We start from the raw sequence: 22,061 nt of genomic DNA on the forward strand, positions 1-22,061 counted from the left end.
AAAAAAGGATAAGCATGTTTCTTTCATAAAAATATCCGCTAACACATCACTATAAAGATAGCTGTGTTTGGCGGATAGATTTGACGGATTTATAGCTCTTACTGAAGGGTTTTGATATCTTTTAACATATCTTCATAAGGAGGATCAGTCACTCCTTGATAAGATTTTTGAACGACTCCATCTTTGTCAATTAGAAAAAAATCCGTGCCGTGAATAACCTGCGGATTTTCTTGCGGCTTTTTCACAATCGTTTTAAATTGGTCCAGCGCAAACTTTTCAATTTCCGCTTGTTTATAACCCGTTAAGAAATCCCAATTCGAAAAATCAGCGCCAAATTTAGTCGCATAGTCCTTCATTTTCAGTGGAGTATCCACTTCAGGGTCTACGCTAAATGAAACAAAGCGAACGTCCAGCCCTTCATCCTTGGCCATTTTTTGTAATTTAGCCATATGAGCCGTCATTGGGGGACATACGGTTTCGCAGCTTGTGAAGATAAAGTTAGCTACCCAAACGTTCCCTTTCAGCTGACTTAGCCCTACTTTCTTTTGATCTTGGTTAACATAAGAAAAAGAGTCCATCTTCCAATTAAGCGGATTTTCTATTTTGGAACCACAGGCTGTTAACATCATACAACTAATGAGCAGTAAAAAAAACAATTTATAAGACCAGCTTTTCATATGTTCCTCCTGCACGGTTAAAGTTTAGTCATAGCTAGGGAAAATCAAGGTAAACGTTGAACCTTTTCCTGGTATGCTTTCCACTTCAATTCTTCCATTCATTTGTTCGACCAGTTGATAAGACACCATCAGACCAATCCCTGTTCCTTTTTCTTTTAAAGAATAAAACGCTGTTCCCAGCCGGTTCACTTGTTCACTGGTCATGCCTATACCAGTATCTTCAATTTGAATATGTACATGCCCTTCTCGCTTGTAAAGCCCTACTCGAAGCGTTCCTCCATTTCTCATGGCTTCAATTCCATTTTTCATAATATTAAGCAGAACTTGATTCAATTCGTTTCGGCTGCCGCGAACATACATCTCTTCTTTTGCGTCTAATTCTATGAGTATATTGTTTGTTAACAAAGCATAAGAAGATAATAAGTCTACTAAGCTTGTAACACACTCTAAGCAGTTAATAAAACGATGCTGATGAACATCCGGCTTGGCTAAAGATAAATAGTCATGAATAATCGCTTCCGCTCTGTCCATTTCGTTAATCATAAGATGAATGTAACTTAATTCAGTGTTTGAAAGCTTTGTGTTATCTTGAAACAGCTGTAAAAACCCTTTTACCACCGTCATAGGATTTCGAATTTCATGGGCTACAGAAGCAGCTAATTGACCAATTGCATTCATTTTCTCTGCTCGCTGCAATTCCTTTTGCATCCTCGTTTTTTCCATAATAACTTCTAATTCATCAATCGCTTTAGCAATTCCATCTTTTGAATGACTGAAATTCGTTTCTACGTTCAGCTGTTCTTTTGTTGCTGATACTTGTTGAAAAAGCTGCTGAAGCCGCTCGGTCATTTCATTAAATCTTGTGTGTACATTCCCTAACTCAGAATCATTTTCATGTGTCAGCTTCACATCAAACTTACCTTGACTTACTGCTTGAATTCCTTCTATTAATTCTCCTAGGGGCGACATTAATCGCCTTAGTCCCCAGTCTTGAATAACAATAATGAAGGTAAACAAAATCGTAAACGCAACGATCAAAGCCACAATTAAACGTTTTTGGTAGATATAGATAGCGCTCGCATCTATATCTACACCAAGCATAGCCACGACTTTTCCGGAGCTGTTTGTAATAGGCGATAAAACGGTGATCCACGTCCCGAATTCGTCTTTGTATGTAGATGTTACGATATTCTTCTTTTCTTGTTCTGCTTGCTTAAATGATTTGTAAAATTCTTCTCCTCCATAATAAATCATGGACGGCTCTAGTGATTGCTTAATTTTCTTATTCGCTGTTACGATAATCTTATTTCCATGCGACTTGAATTTTTCGGTCGTCATAATATATCCCTGCAAGTACGACGGATGCAATTCATAAATCTTTCTAAACTGCTTTTCTAGCTCGTCTTTTTCAGGAATCGTCCCGTTCCTTGAATCCACTGCTGCTATTACGGCTTGTTTAGATAAAGACTCCCTCCATAAATCAGCCATAATTAACGCGTGCTGCGTTAGTGTCTCTTTTGCCATCTTTTTTTGAACTTGATAGCTAATGGCTAAAGAAATGACTCCAAGGGCAACTACAATTAAAGTAGAAAATAAAACCGTTTTGTTAAACACACTCAAATTTCGAATATATTTTTTCATCGGTATACTCCGGATTCAAAAGAATAGTAACCAGCACAGCATTCGCTGGTAGAAAGTTGATTCTATTATATCACACGTTCGTCCACTTCTCTTTCCCCTTTTTCCAAAAAAGAGAAAGCCAAAAAAGTGACTTGCAAAAAGCAACCCACTTTATTCAGCAAAATACATAAAACCAATTGCACCAATACCTGTATGCGTCGAGATAATAGGCGTCGTATCTTCAATCGAAAATTGCGTATAGCCCCTTGCCTTCACAATTGATTCTTTTAACTTAGAGGCGAGTCCAAATCCATCTGCATGTACAAGCCCTACTCCTTTAATACTTTTTCCTTCTGTATGCTCTTCGAACTGTTTCGTTAAAAACTTAACAATTTGAGAATGGCTGCGCACTTTAGCAACAGGAGTATATACTCCGTCAGCTAGAGAAGCAATCGGCTTAATATTTAAAAGAGAACCGATCAATCCTTTTCCTCGTCCAATACGTCCACCTTTAACCAAATTTTCAAGCGTATCAACTACGACAAAAAGATTCGTATTTTGACGCACCTCTTCCAAGCGTGTGATAATTTCTTCTACTGTATGCCCATCTTCAATCATTTTCACCGCTTCAAAGACTTGAAACGAAAGAGCTTTTGTAATGTACATAGAATCAACAACGGTGATGTTTCCTTCTACCATTTGAGCCGCGCTTTCAGCTGCTCGAACAGTTCCGCTCATTCCCCCAGTCATATGAATCGAAATGACGTCATACCCTTCACTAACTAATCGTTCATATACTTCAACAAAAGAACCAATAGCTGGCTGAGAGCTTTTTGGTAATTCTTTTGAATTTTTCATTTTTTCAATAAAATCTGTCGGCGTTAATTCCACGCGATCTAAATACGTTTCATTATCAATGTTAATACATAAAGGTATCATCTCAATACCGTACTTTTCAGCTTCTTCCAACGTTAAATCAATTGTTGAATCCGTTACCACTTTAATTTTCGCCATGTGTTCACCCCTATAAGATGCATTGCAGACTAGTATAACATGAACACTTACAACAATATAGTTATAATAGAATGCAAGTTTTGCTAATTCGTAAAACGCATGTTCAACCTTTTATATCAACAAAAAAAAGTTGACTCTGCTGAAATATTCAGAAAAGTCAACTTTTACGTTTATGCATTATGTTTTAATACATGAGACTTAAAGAGCTGTTCGTAATCTTTCCATTTCAACACGCGTTTTAAATATTCTTGAAACGAGTAGGTTTGCTTCGGAACTGATTCGTTCGTGATTTGTCTAATAAATAAATCAAGTTTTGCAGATAACATGAACCGAAACGTGCTATTTTCCTCTAAAACTGGAATTTCAGTAATTTTTACTTTTTGACCACTGACATGTTTAAATTCAAGGCTTTTTAATAGCAAGGCGATCAACCCTCTTTTTACCCGTTTATTTTATTATAATGCTTAAGGCACTTTCTGTCTTGATAAAATAAAAAGAAAACACAAATATTCTTTAAAATAAAAATGCTTCATCAACTTATTCGACAGTTGATGAAGCATTCCTTTTTAAAATGACCTTCTATTTAAATAAATAAGTGAAACAAGTTGCTTTCTTTATTAATTTCTGTGTAAGGGAATCCTTTTTTATCCATACGATTAATCAGTGGATAATAATCTTCTTTATGCTTGAGCTCGATTCCAACAAGTGCTGGTCCGCTGTCTTTGTTATTCTTTTTCGTATACTCAAAGCGCGAAATATCGTCTGTCGGTCCAAGCACTTCGTCTAGAAATTCACGAAGAGCTCCTGCGCGCTGAGGGAAATTAACGATAAAATAATGCTGTAATCCTTCATAAATCATCGAACGTTCTTTGATTTCTTGCATACGTCCAATGTCATTGTTTCCTCCGCTGATGACGCAAACAACCGTTTTTCCTTTAATTTGCTCACGATATGAGTCAAGAGCAGCAATCGAAAGAGCTCCTGCTGGTTCTGCTACAATCGCATTTTCATTGTATAGAGATAAAATGGTTGTGCAAACCTTGCCTTCAGGAACAACTACAATATCGTCCACAAGCTCTTTACTGATGTCATACGGAAGCGTTCCGACTGTTTTAACAGCTGCTCCGTCTACAAATGGATCGATTGCCGGTAGCGTCACTACATTTCCATTTGCTAAAGATGTCTGCATGCCAGGCGCGCCTGCTGGTTCTACCCCAATTACAGCTGTTTGAGGCGAGATGCTTTTTACGTATGTGCCGACACCGGAAATTAATCCGCCCCCGCCGATACCCGCAAATACGTAGTCAATTTCATCTTCACAGTCATTGAACATTTCAACGGCTACTGTACCCTGCCCTGCAATAACGTCTACATCATTAAATGGGTGAATAAATGTACGATGTTCCTCTTCACTGCATGCAATAGCTTGTTCATAAGAATCATCAAACGTATCTCCGATTAGTACGACCTTTACGTTATCTTTGCCTAAAAATTTCACTTGATTAATTTTTTGGCGCGGCGTTGTGCTCGGCATAAAGATTTTACCATCGATATTTAAATGACGGCACGCATATGCTACACCTTGTGCGTGGTTTCCTGCACTTGCACAGGCAATTCCATTTTCTAATTCTTCTGGGGATAACTTTTTGATTCGATTGTACGCACCGCGAATTTTAAATGAGCGCACCACCTGTAAATCCTCACGTTTTAAATAGATATTACATTCATATCGTTCAGACAAAACGTCATTACGCTGTAGTGGTGTATGCACAACAACATCTTTAATCAATTGATTTGCAATCATGATGTCCTCTAAATGTACGTGTTTTGTTCGATTATCTACTTGTTGTTTCATAACCAACTTCCTTCCTCTTCTACCATTATTAATTTGTACATTATATCACAAAAAATTTAGAAAAATCATTATTTTTCATTAATAATAACTAAAAAAACTTTTCCAACTATTTTACTGTCCACATACTTTACATATGTTTAGCAAAAGCTAAATAGACTTACAAAATTGCCCATACTTTCTACATGCAGCTGATGCGATAACAGGTATAAATTAAGAAAGGTTGTGGAATAAATGGAGTTTTCGCTTCAAAGTCATGAAAGTGCCGTTCCGTGCGAAATAGTTGCAGATGAAGAAAACGGTAGATACATGCTTCGCAAAGCAGATACGAGCGGAGAAGTTTTTAATACACCAAGCGAGCTGATTCAATGGATTGAAGCTAACTGGAGCACTGAACAGTTTGTGAGCCCAGCGGCTTTTCACGAAATGATGAAGCAATTAAAATCAATATAAAAAGAGATTGAAACATAACGAAATCAATCTAAAGACGAATAAATGGAGTATAGGAGCTAGCTAGTAGGGGGTGCTTGTTACACCGCATTTGATTTCCATGCGAGACTTCGCTTTTCGCGGGCGGCTGGTGAGCCTCCAATCAACTGCTAAAAGCACCTACATACATGAAATCTACCTTCACCCTCATAATGAAAAGATCCGAACGATTCAACGTTCGGATCTTTCTTCGACTAACATACTTTTGTACCAGACTCGCGTTTTTTATAAACAAAAGAGATCAGCTTCGCTCGTATACGGTAAAATAATACGTGTAGGGATTTTTTTCATCTTTAATTCCTTGCTGCTTCGAAATAACTTTCCATTCGCTCAAATCAATCGCAGGAAAATGTGTATCTCCTTCAAAGGATTCTTCAATATGCGTAATATAAAGTCGGTTTGCAACGTCTAATGTTTGCTCATACAGAGTAGCTCCGCCAATCACGAACAGCTCGTCTTTTTTTTCAGCATCTAATGCTTCTAATTCCTCAACTGAATGAATAACGGTTGCTCCTTCTTGTTGATAATCTTTTTGACGCGTAAGAACCACATTTTCGCGATTAGGGAGCGGTCGTCCAATTGATTCAAATGTTTTTCTTCCCATTATAATGGTATGACTCGTTGTGATGCGTTTGAAATACTTTAAATCTTCCGGAAGACGCCATGGCAAATCATTTTCTTTACCGATCAGCCTGTTTTGATCCATTGCGACAATGAGGGAAATCATACGCTCACAGCTCCTTTGATGTGAGGATGCGCATTATAGTCTACTAGCTCAAAGTCTTCAAATTTAAAGTCAAAAATTGATTTTACGTCTGGATTGATTTTCATTTTTGGCAAAGCATGAGGCTCACGCGTTAACTGCAGGTTTACTTGTTCAATGTGATTGCTGTAAATATGCGCATCGCCAAACGTATGAACAAAATCACCTGGCTCTAAATCACACACTTGTGCCACCATCATTGTAAGCAGCGCATATGAAGCAATATTAAACGGTACGCCTAGGAAAATATCAGCTGAGCGCTGATACAATTGACAAGACAATTTGCCGTCCGCTACATAAAACTGAAATAAGCAGTGACACGGCGGTAAAGCCATATTGTCTACATCAGACACATTCCAGGCGCTTACCATTAAGCGGCGAGAATCAGGGTTGTTTTTAATTTGATTGATAACATTTGTAATTTGATCAATTTTTTCTCCGTCCGGCGTTGGCCATGAACGCCACTGATGGCCATACACAGGACCAAGCTCCCCGTTTTCATCCGCCCATTCATTCCAAATGCGCACGCCGTTATCTTGTAAATACTTAACGTTTGTATCTCCTTGTAAAAACCAAAGCAGTTCATGAATAATTGATTTCAAATGAAGTTTTTTTGTCGTTAATACCGGGAAACCTTCTTGTAAATTAAAACGCATTTGATAGCCAAATGTGCTAATTGTACCTGTTCCTGTCCGATCTTCTTTTTTTGTTCCATTTGCTAACACATGCTCGCAAAGTTCAAGATATTGTTTCACTTCCGACACTTCCTTTATTAAAAAGTCCTTTTCTATTGTATAAGTGTTCACGAGCTAAGTAAACAACTAAATCTCAGCTCATGTAGAAAAGTTTTTTATCATTTAGATACACGATTTCCCCGAAAAAAACGAGGATGAGACCTAACAAAATCAATTAAATGATCGCTTATGAATCGCTTATGACACCGCGGTTGATCTCCGTGCAAGGCTGGCGGCCGATGAGCCTCCTCGTCGCTTGCGCTCCTGCGGAGTCTAACCGATTCCGCTTTTCCCGCAGGAGTCTTCGCCTTGCCCTCCAATCAACCGCTAGAAGCAACTAAATAGATGAAATCTACGTTTACTATCACCATAAAAAAATCCGAACGAATTTCATTCTCTCTCAAGAATTTCGATTCATCGTTCGGATCTTCCTTCGGCTAAACTACTTTTTTAATAGCTTAGTCTTTGTTAATTAAATACAATTGTGCGGTTTTCATGCACTAAAATGCGGTCTTCTAAATGCCATTTTACAGCACGTGCGAGCACCGTACGTTCAATTAAGCGGCCTTTTTTCTTTAAGTCATCCGCATCATCACGGTGGTTCACGCGTTCAATATCTTGTTCAATAATTGGTCCTTCATCCAAGTCGTCCGTTACATAGTGAGACGTAGCACCAATTAATTTTACACCTCGTTGATATGCGCGTTCATAGGGGCGTGCTCCGATGAATGCCGGTAAGAATGAATGGTGAATATTAATGATACGATATGGATTTTCAGCCACAAAAGTCGGCGTTAAAATTTGCATATAACGCGCCAAGATAATTACGTCAATATTATAATCTTTTAATACCTGCAGCTGTTTGGCTTCTGCTTCTTGGCGAATGTCTTTTGTCGCCGGTATATGCTTAAACGGTATACCGAATGATTCAACCACTTCGCGCGCATCTTCGTGATTGCTCACAACGACAGCGATGTCTGTCATCAAATCTCCGCTTTCCCATGCCCACAGCAGCTCTAGTAGACAATGAGGCTCCTTTGACACAAAAATAGCTGTTTTTTTCAAATTATGAGCATATGTAAACTGCCAGTTCATTGAAAACGTATCGGCAATTTTTTTGAAGCTTTCTTCTAGCTTTACTTCTTTAGCTAATAAATCCTCACATTCAAATTCGAAACGGATAAAAAACATCCCCCCTTCATGGTTCGTTGAATGTTGACTTGATTCTACAATATTTGCACCGTGCTCATGTAAAAACGTAGACACAGCGGCTACAATACCCGGTTTGTCCGGACAGCTAATTAGCAGCCGACCGCGATTTTTATATTTCTCTTTATATGAAGTTAAATGTTTTTGAATATGCGATTTCATGTAATTCCCTCTCTTTTTTTAAATATACAGACAATTGTACCATTATCCTTGCAGCGATGCGACATTGAAATAAGGCTTTGACAAAAGAAAGCCGAAACGTTTGCTTCAGCTTGTGTACTTGTTGTTCTAACATCTACTCCCATCAAATCGTTCATTCACTCACCTTTACGTTCTACACATACCTAAAATGAGTGTTTCCTAAAGTGCTGTAGCTCATCCAATTCTCTTGCTGCTTTTGAATTAAACATAAAAAAGCCGCTAGCACAACACCAGCGGCTTTTCCTTATTATTGCACAGCTTTTTCACTAACTTCATGCAAGGCATTTCGTACCTTTCCATATTCGCTTGCGTGAGGACGATCTCCGTCATCTTCGTATCCGTAATCAAACATTCGATTTCGATTTAACGTTAATTTCGTAATGGTTGGACGTAATAAATCAAACAATTCAAATCGTTTTTTCAAATGTGGAAATGATGCTTGATAATGTAAAATTTCTGCTCGTACACTTTTCCAAAATTCCGCTTCTTCTACGCCTTCATGCTCTTCTAAAATAGTCGCTAAATAGCGGAAGTGACAAACAAATAACCCTGTTAAAATAAACTGCGTCAGTCCTTCCGGCTCTTCGCTGCGCAACACTTCTTTCAGTTCAAAAGATAGCTGCTGCAGTTCTTCAAACGGCTGATCGCTAATATTCACGTCGTCTACAAAATCTTTCATAATAATTCGAACGGGCTTGTTGTTTTTAAGCACCAGTACCGTATTTTGACCGTGCGGGGAAAATACAGTACCGTATTGATATAAGTAATGAAGAAGCGGCGGCAATACAGCGCTGGTTAACGCATCAATCCACTCGACAGGAGTTAAACCCGACTTTTCTATATAAGATGAAACTAAAGCTTTCCCTTTACTGTCAACATGTAAAAGCGCAGCTAGCGTAATCGCATGCTCTCCTTCTTCTAACTCTTGATAGATGCTTTCACGCCAAACCACTCCCAGCATTTCTAAATACTGATAAGGCGCGTTTTTAATAGAAGCAAACGTGGGCTGAGTTACGTTTAACGTAGCCACTTCACCTAAAAGTCCTACTCTGCACGTATCTTTTAAAAACGCATCGCGATCTCGTATGCCTTTAATGTGCTGAGTTACTTGAGGAGCAATTACCGTCCGCTCACTTGGAAGGCCTCTGTACACAAGCGTATTTAATATACTCATGGGAAGCTTCACATGATATTTATCTCGATTTGTTGTATTCACAAATGTACGAATCGACTGCTGAGGAAAATATTGATCTTCACCTTCTCCTAACGGAACAATTAAATCATTTGCAATGTATTCAGCGAATAAAGGAACAATCACGTTCATCCACTGCCATTCATGGACGGGAATATAGTAATAGTCCGCTGCTAAAAGGTCTTGGCTTGTTAATTCTTTTTCAAATTCAGCTAGCGTCTTACCGCTTAACTCCTGCTCCATGACATCATCGAAGCCGAGGGTATCTAATGAATGAAACGAAGCAATTTGCTTCGCAACAGCAATCCATGAAAGCTTAATTTTTTGTTTTTGCTCAGGTGCAAACCGCAGATAATCATCATAGCCAAATCCGATGCGCCCTTTGTTGTATGTAATCCAAGGATGTCCCGTCATTTCACCTTCTAGCTCCGCATAATCCATACCTGCTAATTCATCAGCTGATTTTCGATTTTGCAAATGTACGTCTGCTATTAATGTATGAAAATATTCTTTTGCTAAGTGACCTGCGGTTGAGCTAGACATTCCTTTGTCTTCAGATAAGCTAATTAACAGCTGCAAGGCCTCCGAAAATGTAGGGGTTGACGCTTTAGATGTCAGCTTAATACTTTCTGGCAGTACAGAAAAACTATCAAACAATCGCTGTTTCGCTTGATATGTATACGTAACGCCCCGGTGGTCTTCCCATCGATACGTGGCAAGCGCACCCTGCTTTTGCAGCTGTTTTGGCTCAATAATATTTTCATACATGAATTCCTGCAGCATTTTAGCTAAAAGCTGGCGATTTGCTTTTTCCCATGATTGCTTATTAAATACGGAAAGATACGTTTCTTTGATTTTCATCCTTCATTCTCCTTTACTTGTCTTAGAATAGGGATTGTTTTATTACGCAGCGGCATTACAGCGCTAGCAGCTAGCAAAGCAGCAGCACCAGCTGCTAACGGAAGCGCTAAATTTACTTTGCTGATTTCTAGTGCTAAAAGCGGTGCAATCAGCAGGGCAATATTTTGAACAGCAATAAGCCAGCTGTAATAGTAAGCAGCTCCTTCTTTGCTTTTTTGAAATAAATAGATATCAAGTATAACCATGCTGAGATAAAACCCGGCTCCATATAAAATTCGACTTATAATAAATATGCTGAGATGATCGGCATATGCTTGCAAACATAGCAGTAAAGCACTAGCACCCGTTACGCTATAAAAAAGCGGTATAACTTTTCCATTAAATAGCTTTGTAGGTACCGTAAGCTTTAAGACGATCGCCATAATGCTCGGCATCACATATAACAAAGCGCTGCCTTGACTATTCATGCTATATGTGTCACTTGTAAACAATGTAAAATAAGGGCGAATGACATTGTGTCCAAGGTGAAAAAAGAAAATAGCCAGCAAATAGAAAAAAATAGGCTCGTTTATACTTTGAATGTATGTTGGTGTTTTTTCTTTTTTTAAAGATGAAGCTTTTCTTGTTATGAGCCATACGGCCAGTACCATATCAGCTAAAGCAAAGTACTGATATACTTTAAGCGGCATTTCCCATGCAATAATCGTACTTCCAAACAAGCTAGCGACAATAATAGCCGTATGAACAATAAATACATAGGTTGTTGCGGCACTTGCCTTTTTCTGTCCATTTTTCATGCCGCCTACTAAATATGGGTACAAAAGATATAAACTGCTTTGAAACACAAGTAATACTAACGAAATGGCTAAAAATCCATAAAAAGTAGAAACTTCGCTCAGAATGACTTTAATTAAGGCTGTCATTAGAAGTGACGCTACGATTATATGTTGTACTTTCCACTTCTTAAGCAGCATTCCCCATAAAGGAGTCATAACAATGACCACAATTCGGCAGCAAATAATAAAAAAAGACGTCATTGCGACTCCATCTACATGGAAAGCATTTGTAAAATACTGCGGATAAAATGGTGATAATAACACTTCCGACGTCATGGTCATAAACAAACAGATAAAAACAAAGCGCGGAGAAATCATTTCTTAAAATCCAAACTTTTGGAAAACAGTATTTTTATATATTTTGTACACGTTTTCACCTGCAATTTGATTAATCAAAACAGCATTGCGATAAGCGCCTAAACCTAAGTCTGGTGCTCCAACCCCGTGTGTATGAAGCTCTCCGTTTTGAACAAATAGCGGGGCGCCTTTTTTCTTCATCTCAACTTGATAGAGTTCGTTGATTTTCAGCTGTCCTTTTTCATCAAACAGCAAATGTTCTTTTAAACCTTCCATAAAAGCAGGCTCTTTTGCATGATAGCCCGTGGCCATAATGACAATTTCACTTTCTTCTTTTTCAAACGAGTCCTGCTCGTATTGGTGAAGAGTAAGAAGATGTGTATCGTTTGTCTTTTCAACGCCTGCAAGTTCCGTAAGCGCTCGCATCGTTAGCGGCACTTCTTTTCCTCCAATTGTTCGTTCGTAAATCAAATCATAAATATCACCGATCGTTTCAAAGCTTATTCCTTTGTATAAAAGAGCTTGATTTCGTAAAACGCTCTCTTTTTTCTCTTGGGGCAATCTGTAAAAATAGTGGGTATAATCCGGCGAAAAATGTTCAAGGCCAAGCTTTGAATATTCCATCGGATAAAACCCTTTTGAGCGCGTATACCAATTCAGCTTATAGTCAAACTGAGGCTGCTGTTGAAGTAAATCATAGACAATTTCAGCTGCGCTTTGACCAGAGCCAATTACGGTAATACTTTTAGCCTTCAGCGTTTGTTCACGATTCATTTTGTACTGAGCGGAGTGATAGAACGTATCGCTGGCTACTGATTGAAAGTCTCTTGGCACTACGGGCTGTGTACCTACTCCGGTTACAAGATGATAGCTGTAATAGGTATGAAGCTTTCCTTCTTTTTCAATCGTTACTTCATAAAAAGGTTTAGCGTCTTCATGCATTTTTACTTCTTTTACTGTGCTGTTAAATTCAAGCCCACTCAGCTGGCTCGCTACCCAGCGGCAATAATGATTGTATTCATTTCTCGGAATGTGAAACTTCTCAAAGAAATAAAACTGATACAAGCGCTCATGCTCATGCAGATAATTTAAGAACGTGTACGGACTCTTCGGATCCACCATCGTGACCACGTCTGCCATAAACGGAACTTGAAGAGTTGTCCCTTCTAAAAGCATTCCTGGATGCCAATTAAACTCCTTTTTTTGTTCAAAACATTTATATGTACAATCTGTTTTATCAATTAAAGCTGCTAATCCTAAATTAAATGGACCAACTCCTACTCCAATTACGTCTAAAATGTCCCGTTGTTCCATTCACTCCACCTTCTTTCAAATACTGTTCTTTCACATTTCAGCAGTACGCCTGTTTTATCAGGCAGCGACACTTCTTTCATAAATTGAAACCCGCATTTTTTAAATACTGCAATCATCTTTTCATTTCGTATATCTGGTTCCGCTATTACTTTAGCAGTATCTGCTACCTGGAACTTGTGCTTTAGTAAACTAAGAAGGAGCGGATAAATATGGCCTTTTCCTAAAAAAGCAGGTTCTCCAATTAATAAATGAATCCCTTGATCTCCTTTTTCATAAGGGTAATAGTTACTGATAATATCGCCGTCAACCGTATAAGATTCCCAATAGCTCATAGGTACACCGTCAATTTCTCCAATTAGCAGTTTTTGATGGGAATCAGCTAGAAATGTTTTTAAATGCTGTTCATACGCCTGTTTTGAAATATTTAAATTCCAATACGGAATAACATGCGGTTCATGCATCCACTTGTACAGCCGTTCGAAATCTTTTGCAAAAGAAACAGAGCGAAAGGTGATGCTCTGCTCCTTTTGCTGAATCATAAATGGATACTGCTTTTGTAATGCCGATTTCATAACCGTACACCTGAAGATTCGTACAGAGGATTTTCAACATTTACATAAACAGACTGCGTTTCAAGAGAGCCTACCAGCTCATCCATATCGTGAACGCGCGTTAAGAAATTAGCTTTGCAAGGCAGCACTTTCTCTTCTAACATTGATGAAACAAGCCCTGTATGATCTTTTTCTTTGTACATCTCTACCTCTTGTCGCAGGATCAATAGCAGATCTGACTCTTGAACGAGGCCAGCAGCACCAAATGCGTTAACTAACCCTAAAATATGATTAAAAAATACGTAATAACGAAATCTTTCTTCTGCTACAGCGTCATCACATACCGTATCGCTTTCTCCGTTTAAGGAAGGAAGCAGCTTGCGAAGCTCTTGTTCCTTTGATTTCATAAAGTAATAGCCTTGGTTGTCACGGTAGTAAAACACCGATGGATATCCGTTTTCATCAAGTTTAATAACGGAATTTTGCTGATGAGCTTCCAGCGCAATTCCTTTTTGAGTGTAAAGCCACATCATAGGATGAAATGAGACATCTAAATAGCGTTTAAACCAGTGCTTGCTTATGTCTTCATTTGTGCTATTTTCACTTGCAGCAATGTAATTAATAATATTTTCAATTTGAGAAGCTTTCCCAAACACATGATCTTGACACAAACTTGCTAAGAGTGTTGTACGGTCCCCATGCTCACCTTGAAAAGGATTGCTTCGAATCATGACTTCAAACCCAAGCTCTTTTTTTCCAAGCGTGATGTAAGCAGGGTCTTCAATCACTTGAAAAGCCGGATAGTTTTCTTGAAGCTCCGCCTGCAATCCTTCTTGCAATAAACGGCTAACTTCTACCCCTCTGCTTAATTCTTTGCGTTTATTCACTCTCAGTGAATTCGTAATCTTCACCGGAATAGAAAATTTGTACATCACATCTGCATCTTCACTGTATACGGTTCTAACAGACGAAGTCGGATAAAACGGCTGACCGTGTGGTCCTAGATAAGCAAGCCTGCCTTTTTGAATCCATTCACACACTTCTTCTTTTCCTAAAAGATAACGAGCTTGCAGCGGATGCATAGGTATAAGTGAATAATCGTCCGCTTGGCAATGCGACTGTATGAATTCTTCAGAAACCTTGTTATCTTTTTTCAGCTGCTCTTTAATAAGCTGTGAAGCGGTTTGACTCTCGGCAGACTGTTCTGCAACAAGAGATTTATGTGCTTTAAAATAATGAAGCTGAAATTTGCCGTTAACTTCAGGCCCAAACACCTCTTCTTCTTCAGGTAATATCCCTTGACGGCTTTTAGGTGTAGGATGCAGCTGGTGGCCAATAAGCAATGACTGCTCAGATTCTAAGAACGTTTTGTCCCATTTATAGCACGTTTCTAACTCTTTCTGTCTTTTTTCAATGAACAATTTCATATTTTCATAGCTTAATAGCACACGTACAATTAGCTCATTTACCTGTAGTAAATGATCTGTTACTTCTTTTAAAAGAAAAGCCAAAAGAGTGACGACATCTAACTCCTTGAGCTCCTCTTTCTGAATGCGATAATAAAAGACCGGAAAGAACAAGTGACGTCCGGTAGCTGAACGGTACTTTACTGGAAAGTAAAGAGTTACCGGCTGTTTTTCTAGCCTAAGAACGAGCGTTTCTTCGCTTTTTATTTCTGTAATGGACTGCCATACTCCCTTACCTGTTTCTCGAATATAGCAATTAATAATATTTTGCATCGTAATAAAATTAGCCGATAACTGAGCGTTCACGTAATCGCTCCTCCTTTTTCTCCAACTCTTTTCCTAAAGCCACGACTTCCTCCAACTGAGTGGCAACAGTATCAACTGTAATCATGGGATTTAACATCGTTAGCTTTAAATAAGCTTGCTCTTTATGCTTTGTTTTTGCCGTGATAAACGTGCCTTTTTCATATAAGTGCTGCTGAATAAGCTGATTCAATTTATTTTCATAATGCTGCTGTTTTTGACAATCAACATATAAAGTATCTGGCACATAGCGAAATACAACCGCGTTCATATAAGGATCATTTAACACCGTAATATTCCTTTGCTTTCGTAAATGTTCAGCTGTCTGCTTAGCCGTTTCAATCGTATGGTCAACCATTTTTCCATACTCATTTGTACCTACTGCACGGAAAGTCAGCCATAGCTTCAAGGCGTCAAATCGTTTGGTCGTTTGAATGCTGCGATCTACCAAATGTACGTGCTCATCTTCTTCAGGATTTAAATAATCTGCATGAAGCTGAATGTGTTTAAACATAGCTGAATTCTTCAGTAAAAATGCCCCGCAGCTCACCGGCTGGTAAAACCACTTATGAAAATCCATCGTAATAGAATCTGCTCGTTCAAGAGCTTTTAAGCGTTCACGATATTTATGTGAAAATAGCAGCGCTCCTCCATAAGCGGCGTCGGCATGAAGCCAAAGCCCTTCTTTTTTAGCTAGCTCACTTATTTCAAAAAGAGGGTCTACACTTCCAAAATCCGTCGTGCCTGCCGTTGCTACAACAGCAAAAGGAAGGTTTCCCTGGGCTTTGACTTCCCGTATCGCTTCTTCTAAATTTTCTATATCCATCTCGTGCCTTTCATTGCACTTTACACTCACCACTGCATTCATGCCCAATCCAAGCTGAGCTGCAGATTGCCGCACCGTAAAGTGGGCTTTTTCGGAGCAGAAAATCCGCAGTTTTTTAGCTTGGAGCGGTAAACCTTCTTCACTAACATCAATTGAAAATGCAGCATGACAATATTCATTACGAGCAAGCAGAAGTCCCATATAATTCGACTGAGTCCCTCCGCTTGTAAAAACGCCCGAAGAAGAGCTTGGATAACCAATTTGTTTTGTTAACTCATCAATCACTTGATCTTCTATATACGTGGCTGCCGGACTTTGATCCCACGAGTCCATAGATTGATTCAAAGCAGAAATCATCACTTCCGCAGCAAGGGCCGGTATAATCGGAGGACAATGCAAGTGTGCCATTGCCCCGGGATGCGAAATATGAAGCGAATGATCCAGCACTACGGCTTGTACGTCATCAAACAGATCTTCTAGCGGCTGTTCGTGTTCGCTAAAATAGACCGAACGATTGACTAAGTTCGATAGTTCGTCAACGTCTATATGAGTATAAGGGGATTTTAGTTCATGGTAGTGACGTTTAATCATCTCTGTCATTCCGCCTATCATCGCTTCATAATTCTCGAGGCTTTCTTTGGATGATGATAAAAACCACTTTTCAAACGGCGCCATTTTATTTATTCACCCACTTCTCTTCTGCTGCTTTTATCGCTTCTTCAAATCTTGTTAACACTTCATCGGTTTCTTGTTTCGTTAAAATTAATGGAGGAAGCAGACGAATAACAGCACCATGTCTTCCACCCACTTCTAAAATGACGCCTCTGTCGAAACATTCTTTTTGAATCAGCTTAGCTAACTCACCGTTTGCAGGATGACTGCCGATTTTATTAGCCGGCTTTGTTGCGTCTATGATTTCAACGCCTAGCATCAAACCTCTTCCGCGTACATCACCAATTGAGAATACTTGCTTTTGAATATGTTTTAGCTGACTCTGAATATAAGCTCCTAATTCATGAGCATGTGCAGGTAAGTTTTCTTGTTTTATAAATTGCAAAGTAGCTCGTCCTGTAGCCATCGCAAGCTGATTTCCTCTAAATGTACCGATGTGTGCACCTGCTTCCCATTGATCAAGCTTTTTATCATATAGAACAACGGATAAAGGAAGGCTTCCTCCAATTGCTTTAGATAGTACTAATACATCCGGTTCGATATCAGCGTGTTCGAATGCATACAGCTTTCCTGTTCGTCCAATTCCAGTTTGAACTTCATCTACAATAAGCGGAATGTTTCGTTCTTTTGTGATTCTGCGAAGCTCTTTTAACCATGGAATCGGCGCCGGAACAGAGCCTCCTTCTCCTTGTACAATTTCTACTACAACACCCGCCGGAGTAACAATTCCGCTTTCAGGATCATCCAGCATATTTTCAATGTATGTACTAATGTAAGTGTGACCTTCAGCACCTACGCCAAACGGGCAGCGGTATTCATATGGATAAGGTAGAAAATGTGTATCGGGCACTAGCGCATGAATGTGCTTTTTGGGACTCGTTGTACCGCTAATGCTTAACGTTCCGTGCGTGGAGCCGTGATATCCCCCTTGAAAAGATAAAATCGTGCGGTTGCCTGTTGCTGTTTTTACAAGCTTCAAAGCCGCTTCAATTGCGTCTCCTCCAGTTGGACCGCAAAACTGTATTTTCGCTTTGTTTGCAAATCCTTCTGGTAAACTAGCAAATACTTCATCGATAAAAGCTTCTTTCACAGGCGTTGTTAAATCTAATGTATGTAAAGGAATAGATTTTGCTAAAACGTCTTGTATTGCTTCATGGACTACGTAATGGTTATGACCAAGAGCAAGCGTGCCGGCTCCTGCTAAACAATCAATATACTCTTTTCCATCCATATCCGTGATCACGGCGCCTTTTGCTTGTTTAATTGCAATAGGAAGGCGTCTAGGATAAGACCTTGCATTGGATTCACGTTCATTTTGCATAGCAAGCAGCATTTCGTTTGATGTAAGTTGTTTCGTTGACGTTGACATATCATATCCTCCTGTTTGTTCAATTGATAATGATTTTCATTAACAATTACAACAATAAATGATAATGATTATCACTGTCAATGATTATTCTGAAAATATGAAATTATTCCTATTTCACTCTAAAGTCGGGAAAACGCAGCATTTCTCTTATGTATCAAGGATTCAAAGGGTTTTATGATGTTTTCCATTTAGGGAAAACTATGTAATAAGTCCCTTTCTATTTCCAAATAAAAAAGTGCTACAATTCCTTGTAGCACTTCTGTTACTTTTGCTTATTCATCGTTTCTTTTGCAGCTTTTACACTCCTTGGGTCAAGCGGTTTCGTATATTGACAATTCACTCGAACCCCTGAACCAATACGAATTTCTTTCACGGGAGTAACGGATAAGAACGCTTGAAGATTTTCAGGTTTCAGCCCTTTTGTCCCGATTAAAATAATATCTTTATCTTTCATTCTTCTTAACAGTTTTTTAATATGAGGAATACCGTTTAGCGCACTTTTATCCGCTCCTGAAGTCATGACACGCTGAATTTGCTTATAGCTTACAAGCGTTTCAAGCGCCTTTTCTTGATCACTGATTTCATCAAATGCTAAGTGGAACGTTACATTCATTTCTCCTGCCGCATCCAGCAGTCGCTTTAAAGCTTGCTCATCAATAATTTTGTCTTCTGTTAAACAGCCTATTTCAATTCCATCAATGCCAATTTCTCTTGCATAGTGAATATCTTCAATCATTGTTTGCAAATCATCTTCATCATACTGAAAAGATTGATTATGTGGACGAATCATCACAAATATTGGGATATGTATCGTTTCTTTCACTTTTTTCATCAAACCGTAGCTTGGGGTTAAGCCGCCTTCACCGATTCCAGTTACAAGGCTTATACGATCGGCACCATGTTCCTGGGCAACTTTAGCATCATGTAAGGTTGCAGCTGTGACTTCTAATATCATTCTAAAAACACCCTTTCCCCTTTAATATAGAGCTTTTGCCTTCTTTTCCCTGTATTTATACTTAAAAAACTCTACCAAACTCTCTTATGTAAGAAAACACCCAAAAGATGTGATTAATATTTTCAAAAAATTGAATGTCATGGAAAAAGAGTAAGAACTATTCTTTTTCTCATGACGTTTCAATTAATAAAATTCTATATTTATACTAAAGATTCAAAAATACATCCCTTTTATCTAGGGTAAAGGGTTTATTAAAAAGAGCGTGGATTTGTTTGTTGCATGAACATCCAATCATTTAAAGGATGAGGCTGCTGATGACCAACGGGTGCTGAGAAATCGCGGCATCCGCAATCATGCATCGGCATTTGACCCATTCCTCCTTGCATTGGCGGCATTCCTCCTTGCATCGGCATTTGGCCCATTCCTCCGTGCATTGGCGGCATTCCTCCTTGCATCGGTATTTGGCCCATTCCTCCTTGCATTGGCGGCATTCCTCCTTGCATCGGCATTTGGCCCATTCCTCCGTGCATTGGCGGCATTCCTCCTTGCATCGGCATTTGGCCCATTCCTCCTTGCATTGGCGGCATTCCTCCTTGCATCGGCATTTGGCCCATTCCTCCGTGCATTGGCGGCATTCCTCCTTGCATCGGCATTTGGCCCATTCCTCCATGCATCGGCATTCCGTCTTGCATCGGCATTTGACCCATTCCTCCATGCATCGGCATTCCGTCTTGCATCGGCATTTGACCCATTCCTCCATGCATCGGCATTCCATCTTTCATCGGCATTTGACCCATTCCTCCATGCATTGGCGGCATTCCTCCGTGCATCGGCATTTGACCCATTTCTTCATGCATTGGCGGTAGCTCTCCGTACATTGGCATTTGATTCATTTCTTTTTGCATCGGCGGCATTCCGCCTTGCATTGGCATTTGATTCATTCCTCCATGCATCGACGGCATTGCATCTTTCATCGGCGGCATTTCTCCGTGTATTGGCATTTGATTTGCGCCTTCTTGCATCGGCATTGCCTGCATTTCTTTTGCAGAAGGCATAGGCGGCATTTTAGCAGGTTTAGGTGCTGCTTGCATATATGGATTGGATATCGGTTGTCCGGTTTGTTTCATTCCATACGAATTTCTCATTTTTAAGGGCTCCTTCCCATTCTCTTACTCTGTTTACGTTATTCTTTTTACCATCAATCTGAAATTCGTCCATAAGAAAATAGGCCTTCTACACATTCAAAATTGTAGAACGTATAAGAAAAAAGCTATAATCGAGGCAAATTGCAGATAGAAAGGTGGCACATGATGAATAAAACCATTATCGTATGGATTCGAAAAGATTTCCGGCTAGTTGATAACCCAGCTCTATTTCACGCAGCTAAAGAAGGAATGGTTGTACCTGTTTATATCCATGACGACTATGAAGAAAGCTCAATGGGAAGTGCAAGTAAATGGTGGCTTCACCATGCGCTGAATGACTTTAAAACCTCGATCAAAAAAATAGAAGGAACGCTGATTGTACAAAAAGGAAACCCTAAAGATGTGTTACAAAAATTACTCCATGAAACAAATGCACAAGATATTTATTGGAATAGACGCTATGAACCACATGCGCTAAAAAGAGATAAAGAGCTTCAAGCTTTTTTTTCAGAGCAACAAATAAATATTCGCACATTTGAGGGGTTTCTCCTTCATGAACCTTGGAAAATCACAAAAGAAAATGGGGATCCTTATAAAGTGTTTACAGCTTACTATAAAGCTTCTCAAAAACATTCAGTATCTTCTGCTGTAAAAAAAGTTACTTCCATACAGGCCTCCTCTAAACCGGTTGAATCTCTTTCAGTCTCAGATCTCGATTTGCTTCCAAGCATACCGTGGGATGAAACGATTAAGTCGACGTGGGAAGCTACGGAAAAAGGCGCTATTGATGTCTTCAAAACGTTTTTAAAGAATAAGCTGCTTCATTATGAAAAAGGACGAGATTTTCCTGCTGAAGCATTAAATTCATTTCTATCTCCTTATTTGGCTACAGGACAGCTCTCAGCTCGAGTCCTTTATCATTATTTGAGAACTAAAGCTGAAAAAGTAGGTTCTGATGCTTTTGAACAGCAAGCTGAAATGTTTATTCGTCAACTTATATGGAGAGATTTTGCTTATCAGCTGCTTTATCATTTCCCGCACACTACAACTGAACCGCTTAATGAAAAATTCAAGCAATTTCAGTGGGCTGACGGCAATGAAGAGCTTCAAGCTTGGAAAAATGGAAAAACCGGCTATCCCCTTGTCGATGCCGGAATGCGGGAGCTGTGGGAAACAGGTTTTATGCACAATCGAGTTCGAATGGTAGCTGCTTCCTTTTTAGTAAAGCACCTTTTAATTCATTGGAAACACGGAGCAAATTGGTTTTTTGATACCTTAGTAGACGCAGATTTAGCTAATAATACAATGGGGTGGCAGTGGGTGGCAGGCTCGGGAGCAGACGCCGCGCCATATTTTCGTATTTTTAATCCAATTACTCAATCAGAAAAATTTGATAAAGAAGGAGAATATATTAAAGAGTGGCTTCCAGAGCTTAAAGATATTCCTTCTTCTTATATTCATAAACCTTGGGAGGCCCCAGCAGACGTATTAGAAAAAGCAAACGTTACACTTAATAAAACATATCCGGCTCCAATTGTCGATCATAAAGCAGCTAGAGAGCGAGCGCTGGAGCATTATCAGCACATCAAATAAGAGGTAAATCAAGCCTCTTATTTGATGTGCTGAATTTTTTAAATGTGTAAAAAATTCCATTCTTCATCTATTTACAACTAAAAACATGTATTTGAAATCTCTTTATAGGGTTTTCAAGCCCA

The 22,061-nt window shown here is 39.2% G+C and carries 20 protein-coding genes; 2 read left to right on the plus strand and 18 right to left on the minus strand.

What is annotated here, in order from left to right:
* Positions 1-98: 98 nt before the first annotated feature.
* The 5 genes from JNUCC25_RS20340 to ilvA all read right to left on the minus strand — a co-directional run bounded on the left by JNUCC25_RS20340 (position 99) and on the right by ilvA (position 5,166).
* On the minus strand, positions 99-677 hold the full coding sequence (locus tag JNUCC25_RS20340) for an SCO family protein (protein ID WP_029323951.1): 579 nt from the start codon (positions 675-677) through the stop codon (positions 99-101).
* Positions 678-701: 24 nt separating this feature from the next.
* Positions 702-2,318, minus strand: a complete 1,617-nt coding sequence (locus JNUCC25_RS20345) for an ATP-binding protein (protein ID WP_029323953.1) — start codon at positions 2,316-2,318, stop codon at positions 702-704.
* Between the two features lie 150 nt (positions 2,319-2,468).
* Entirely contained in the window at positions 2,469-3,311 is an 843-nt protein-coding gene (locus tag JNUCC25_RS20350; RefSeq protein WP_013058742.1) for a DegV family protein, read from the minus strand.
* Positions 3,312-3,481: 170 nt separating this feature from the next.
* Positions 3,482-3,733, minus strand: coding sequence for a YpmP family protein (locus tag JNUCC25_RS20355; RefSeq protein WP_013058743.1), 252 nt, complete (start codon positions 3,731-3,733; stop codon positions 3,482-3,484).
* Between the two features lie 161 nt (positions 3,734-3,894).
* A complete protein-coding gene (ilvA, locus tag JNUCC25_RS20360) occupies positions 3,895-5,166 on the minus strand; it encodes a threonine ammonia-lyase IlvA (RefSeq protein ID WP_013084697.1) in 1,272 nt (423 codons plus the stop codon).
* 231 nt (positions 5,167-5,397) lie between these two features.
* Between ilvA and JNUCC25_RS20365 the strand changes: the two genes are divergently transcribed.
* Positions 5,398-5,616, plus strand: coding sequence for a hypothetical protein (locus tag JNUCC25_RS20365; protein ID WP_029323955.1), 219 nt, complete (start codon positions 5,398-5,400; stop codon positions 5,614-5,616).
* A 277-nt stretch (positions 5,617-5,893) separates the two neighbouring features.
* On the opposite strand, the gene JNUCC25_RS20370 is transcribed toward JNUCC25_RS20365, so the two are convergent.
* From JNUCC25_RS20370 to JNUCC25_RS20430, 13 genes are all read right to left on the minus strand, one after another.
* A complete protein-coding gene (locus tag JNUCC25_RS20370; protein WP_029323958.1) occupies positions 5,894-6,379 on the minus strand; it encodes a dihydrofolate reductase in 486 nt (161 codons plus the stop codon).
* Complete coding sequence (locus JNUCC25_RS20375; protein WP_013058746.1) at positions 6,376-7,170, minus strand: thymidylate synthase; 795 nt, start codon at positions 7,168-7,170, stop codon at positions 6,376-6,378. Before JNUCC25_RS20375 ends, JNUCC25_RS20370 begins: the two co-directional genes overlap by 4 nt.
* 447 nt (positions 7,171-7,617) lie before the next feature.
* Positions 7,618-8,520: a formyltetrahydrofolate deformylase gene (gene purU / locus JNUCC25_RS20380; RefSeq protein WP_025750221.1), complete on the minus strand. Its 903-nt coding sequence runs from the start codon at positions 8,518-8,520 to the stop codon at positions 7,618-7,620.
* Positions 8,517-8,675: a hypothetical protein gene (locus JNUCC25_RS20385; RefSeq protein ID WP_013058748.1), complete on the minus strand. Its 159-nt coding sequence runs from the start codon at positions 8,673-8,675 to the stop codon at positions 8,517-8,519. The genes purU and JNUCC25_RS20385 overlap by 4 nt, the downstream gene beginning before the upstream one ends.
* Positions 8,676-8,806: 131 nt before the next feature.
* Positions 8,807-10,612 (minus strand): IucA/IucC family protein, encoded by a 1,806-nt coding sequence (locus tag JNUCC25_RS20390; protein WP_029323962.1) that lies wholly within the window; start codon positions 10,610-10,612, stop codon positions 8,807-8,809.
* The gene (locus tag JNUCC25_RS20395) at positions 10,609-11,766 is read right to left on the minus strand and encodes an MFS transporter (protein ID WP_029323964.1); all 1,158 of its coding nucleotides are present in this window, start codon (positions 11,764-11,766) and stop codon (positions 10,609-10,611) included. The genes JNUCC25_RS20390 and JNUCC25_RS20395 overlap by 4 nt, the downstream gene beginning before the upstream one ends.
* Positions 11,767-11,769: 3 nt before the next feature.
* Positions 11,770-13,059: a lysine N(6)-hydroxylase/L-ornithine N(5)-oxygenase family protein gene (locus JNUCC25_RS20400; protein WP_013058751.1), complete on the minus strand. Its 1,290-nt coding sequence runs from the start codon at positions 13,057-13,059 to the stop codon at positions 11,770-11,772.
* Positions 13,038-13,631: a GNAT family N-acetyltransferase gene (locus tag JNUCC25_RS20405; protein ID WP_013058752.1), complete on the minus strand. Its 594-nt coding sequence runs from the start codon at positions 13,629-13,631 to the stop codon at positions 13,038-13,040. Before JNUCC25_RS20405 ends, JNUCC25_RS20400 begins: the two co-directional genes overlap by 22 nt.
* Positions 13,628-15,382 (minus strand): IucA/IucC family protein, encoded by a 1,755-nt coding sequence (locus tag JNUCC25_RS20410; RefSeq protein ID WP_078082123.1) that lies wholly within the window; start codon positions 15,380-15,382, stop codon positions 13,628-13,630. The genes JNUCC25_RS20405 and JNUCC25_RS20410 overlap by 4 nt, the downstream gene beginning before the upstream one ends.
* Positions 15,360-16,880 carry a pyridoxal phosphate-dependent decarboxylase family protein gene (locus JNUCC25_RS20415; RefSeq protein ID WP_029323970.1) on the minus strand — a complete coding sequence of 507 codons (1,521 nt, stop codon included), beginning with the start codon at positions 16,878-16,880 and terminating at the stop codon, positions 15,360-15,362. The genes JNUCC25_RS20410 and JNUCC25_RS20415 overlap by 23 nt, the downstream gene beginning before the upstream one ends.
* 1 nt (position 16,881) lies before the next feature.
* Positions 16,882-18,246, minus strand: coding sequence for an aspartate aminotransferase family protein (locus JNUCC25_RS20420; protein WP_064472066.1), 1,365 nt, complete (start codon positions 18,244-18,246; stop codon positions 16,882-16,884).
* Between the two features lie 262 nt (positions 18,247-18,508).
* On the minus strand, positions 18,509-19,201 hold the full coding sequence (locus JNUCC25_RS20425) for a copper homeostasis protein CutC (RefSeq protein WP_013058756.1): 693 nt from the start codon (positions 19,199-19,201) through the stop codon (positions 18,509-18,511).
* 251 nt (positions 19,202-19,452) lie between these two features.
* Positions 19,453-20,346 carry a hypothetical protein gene (locus tag JNUCC25_RS20430; RefSeq protein ID WP_454222405.1) on the minus strand — a complete coding sequence of 298 codons (894 nt, stop codon included), beginning with the start codon at positions 20,344-20,346 and terminating at the stop codon, positions 19,453-19,455.
* A 165-nt stretch (positions 20,347-20,511) separates the two neighbouring features.
* Here JNUCC25_RS20430 and JNUCC25_RS20435 point away from each other — a divergent pair, with 165 nt between their 5' ends.
* Complete coding sequence (locus JNUCC25_RS20435) at positions 20,512-21,939, plus strand: cryptochrome/photolyase family protein (protein WP_078082125.1); 1,428 nt, start codon at positions 20,512-20,514, stop codon at positions 21,937-21,939.
* Positions 21,940-22,061: the final 122 nt, after the last annotated feature.

Source organism: Priestia sp. JNUCC 25 (assembly GCF_053667915.1).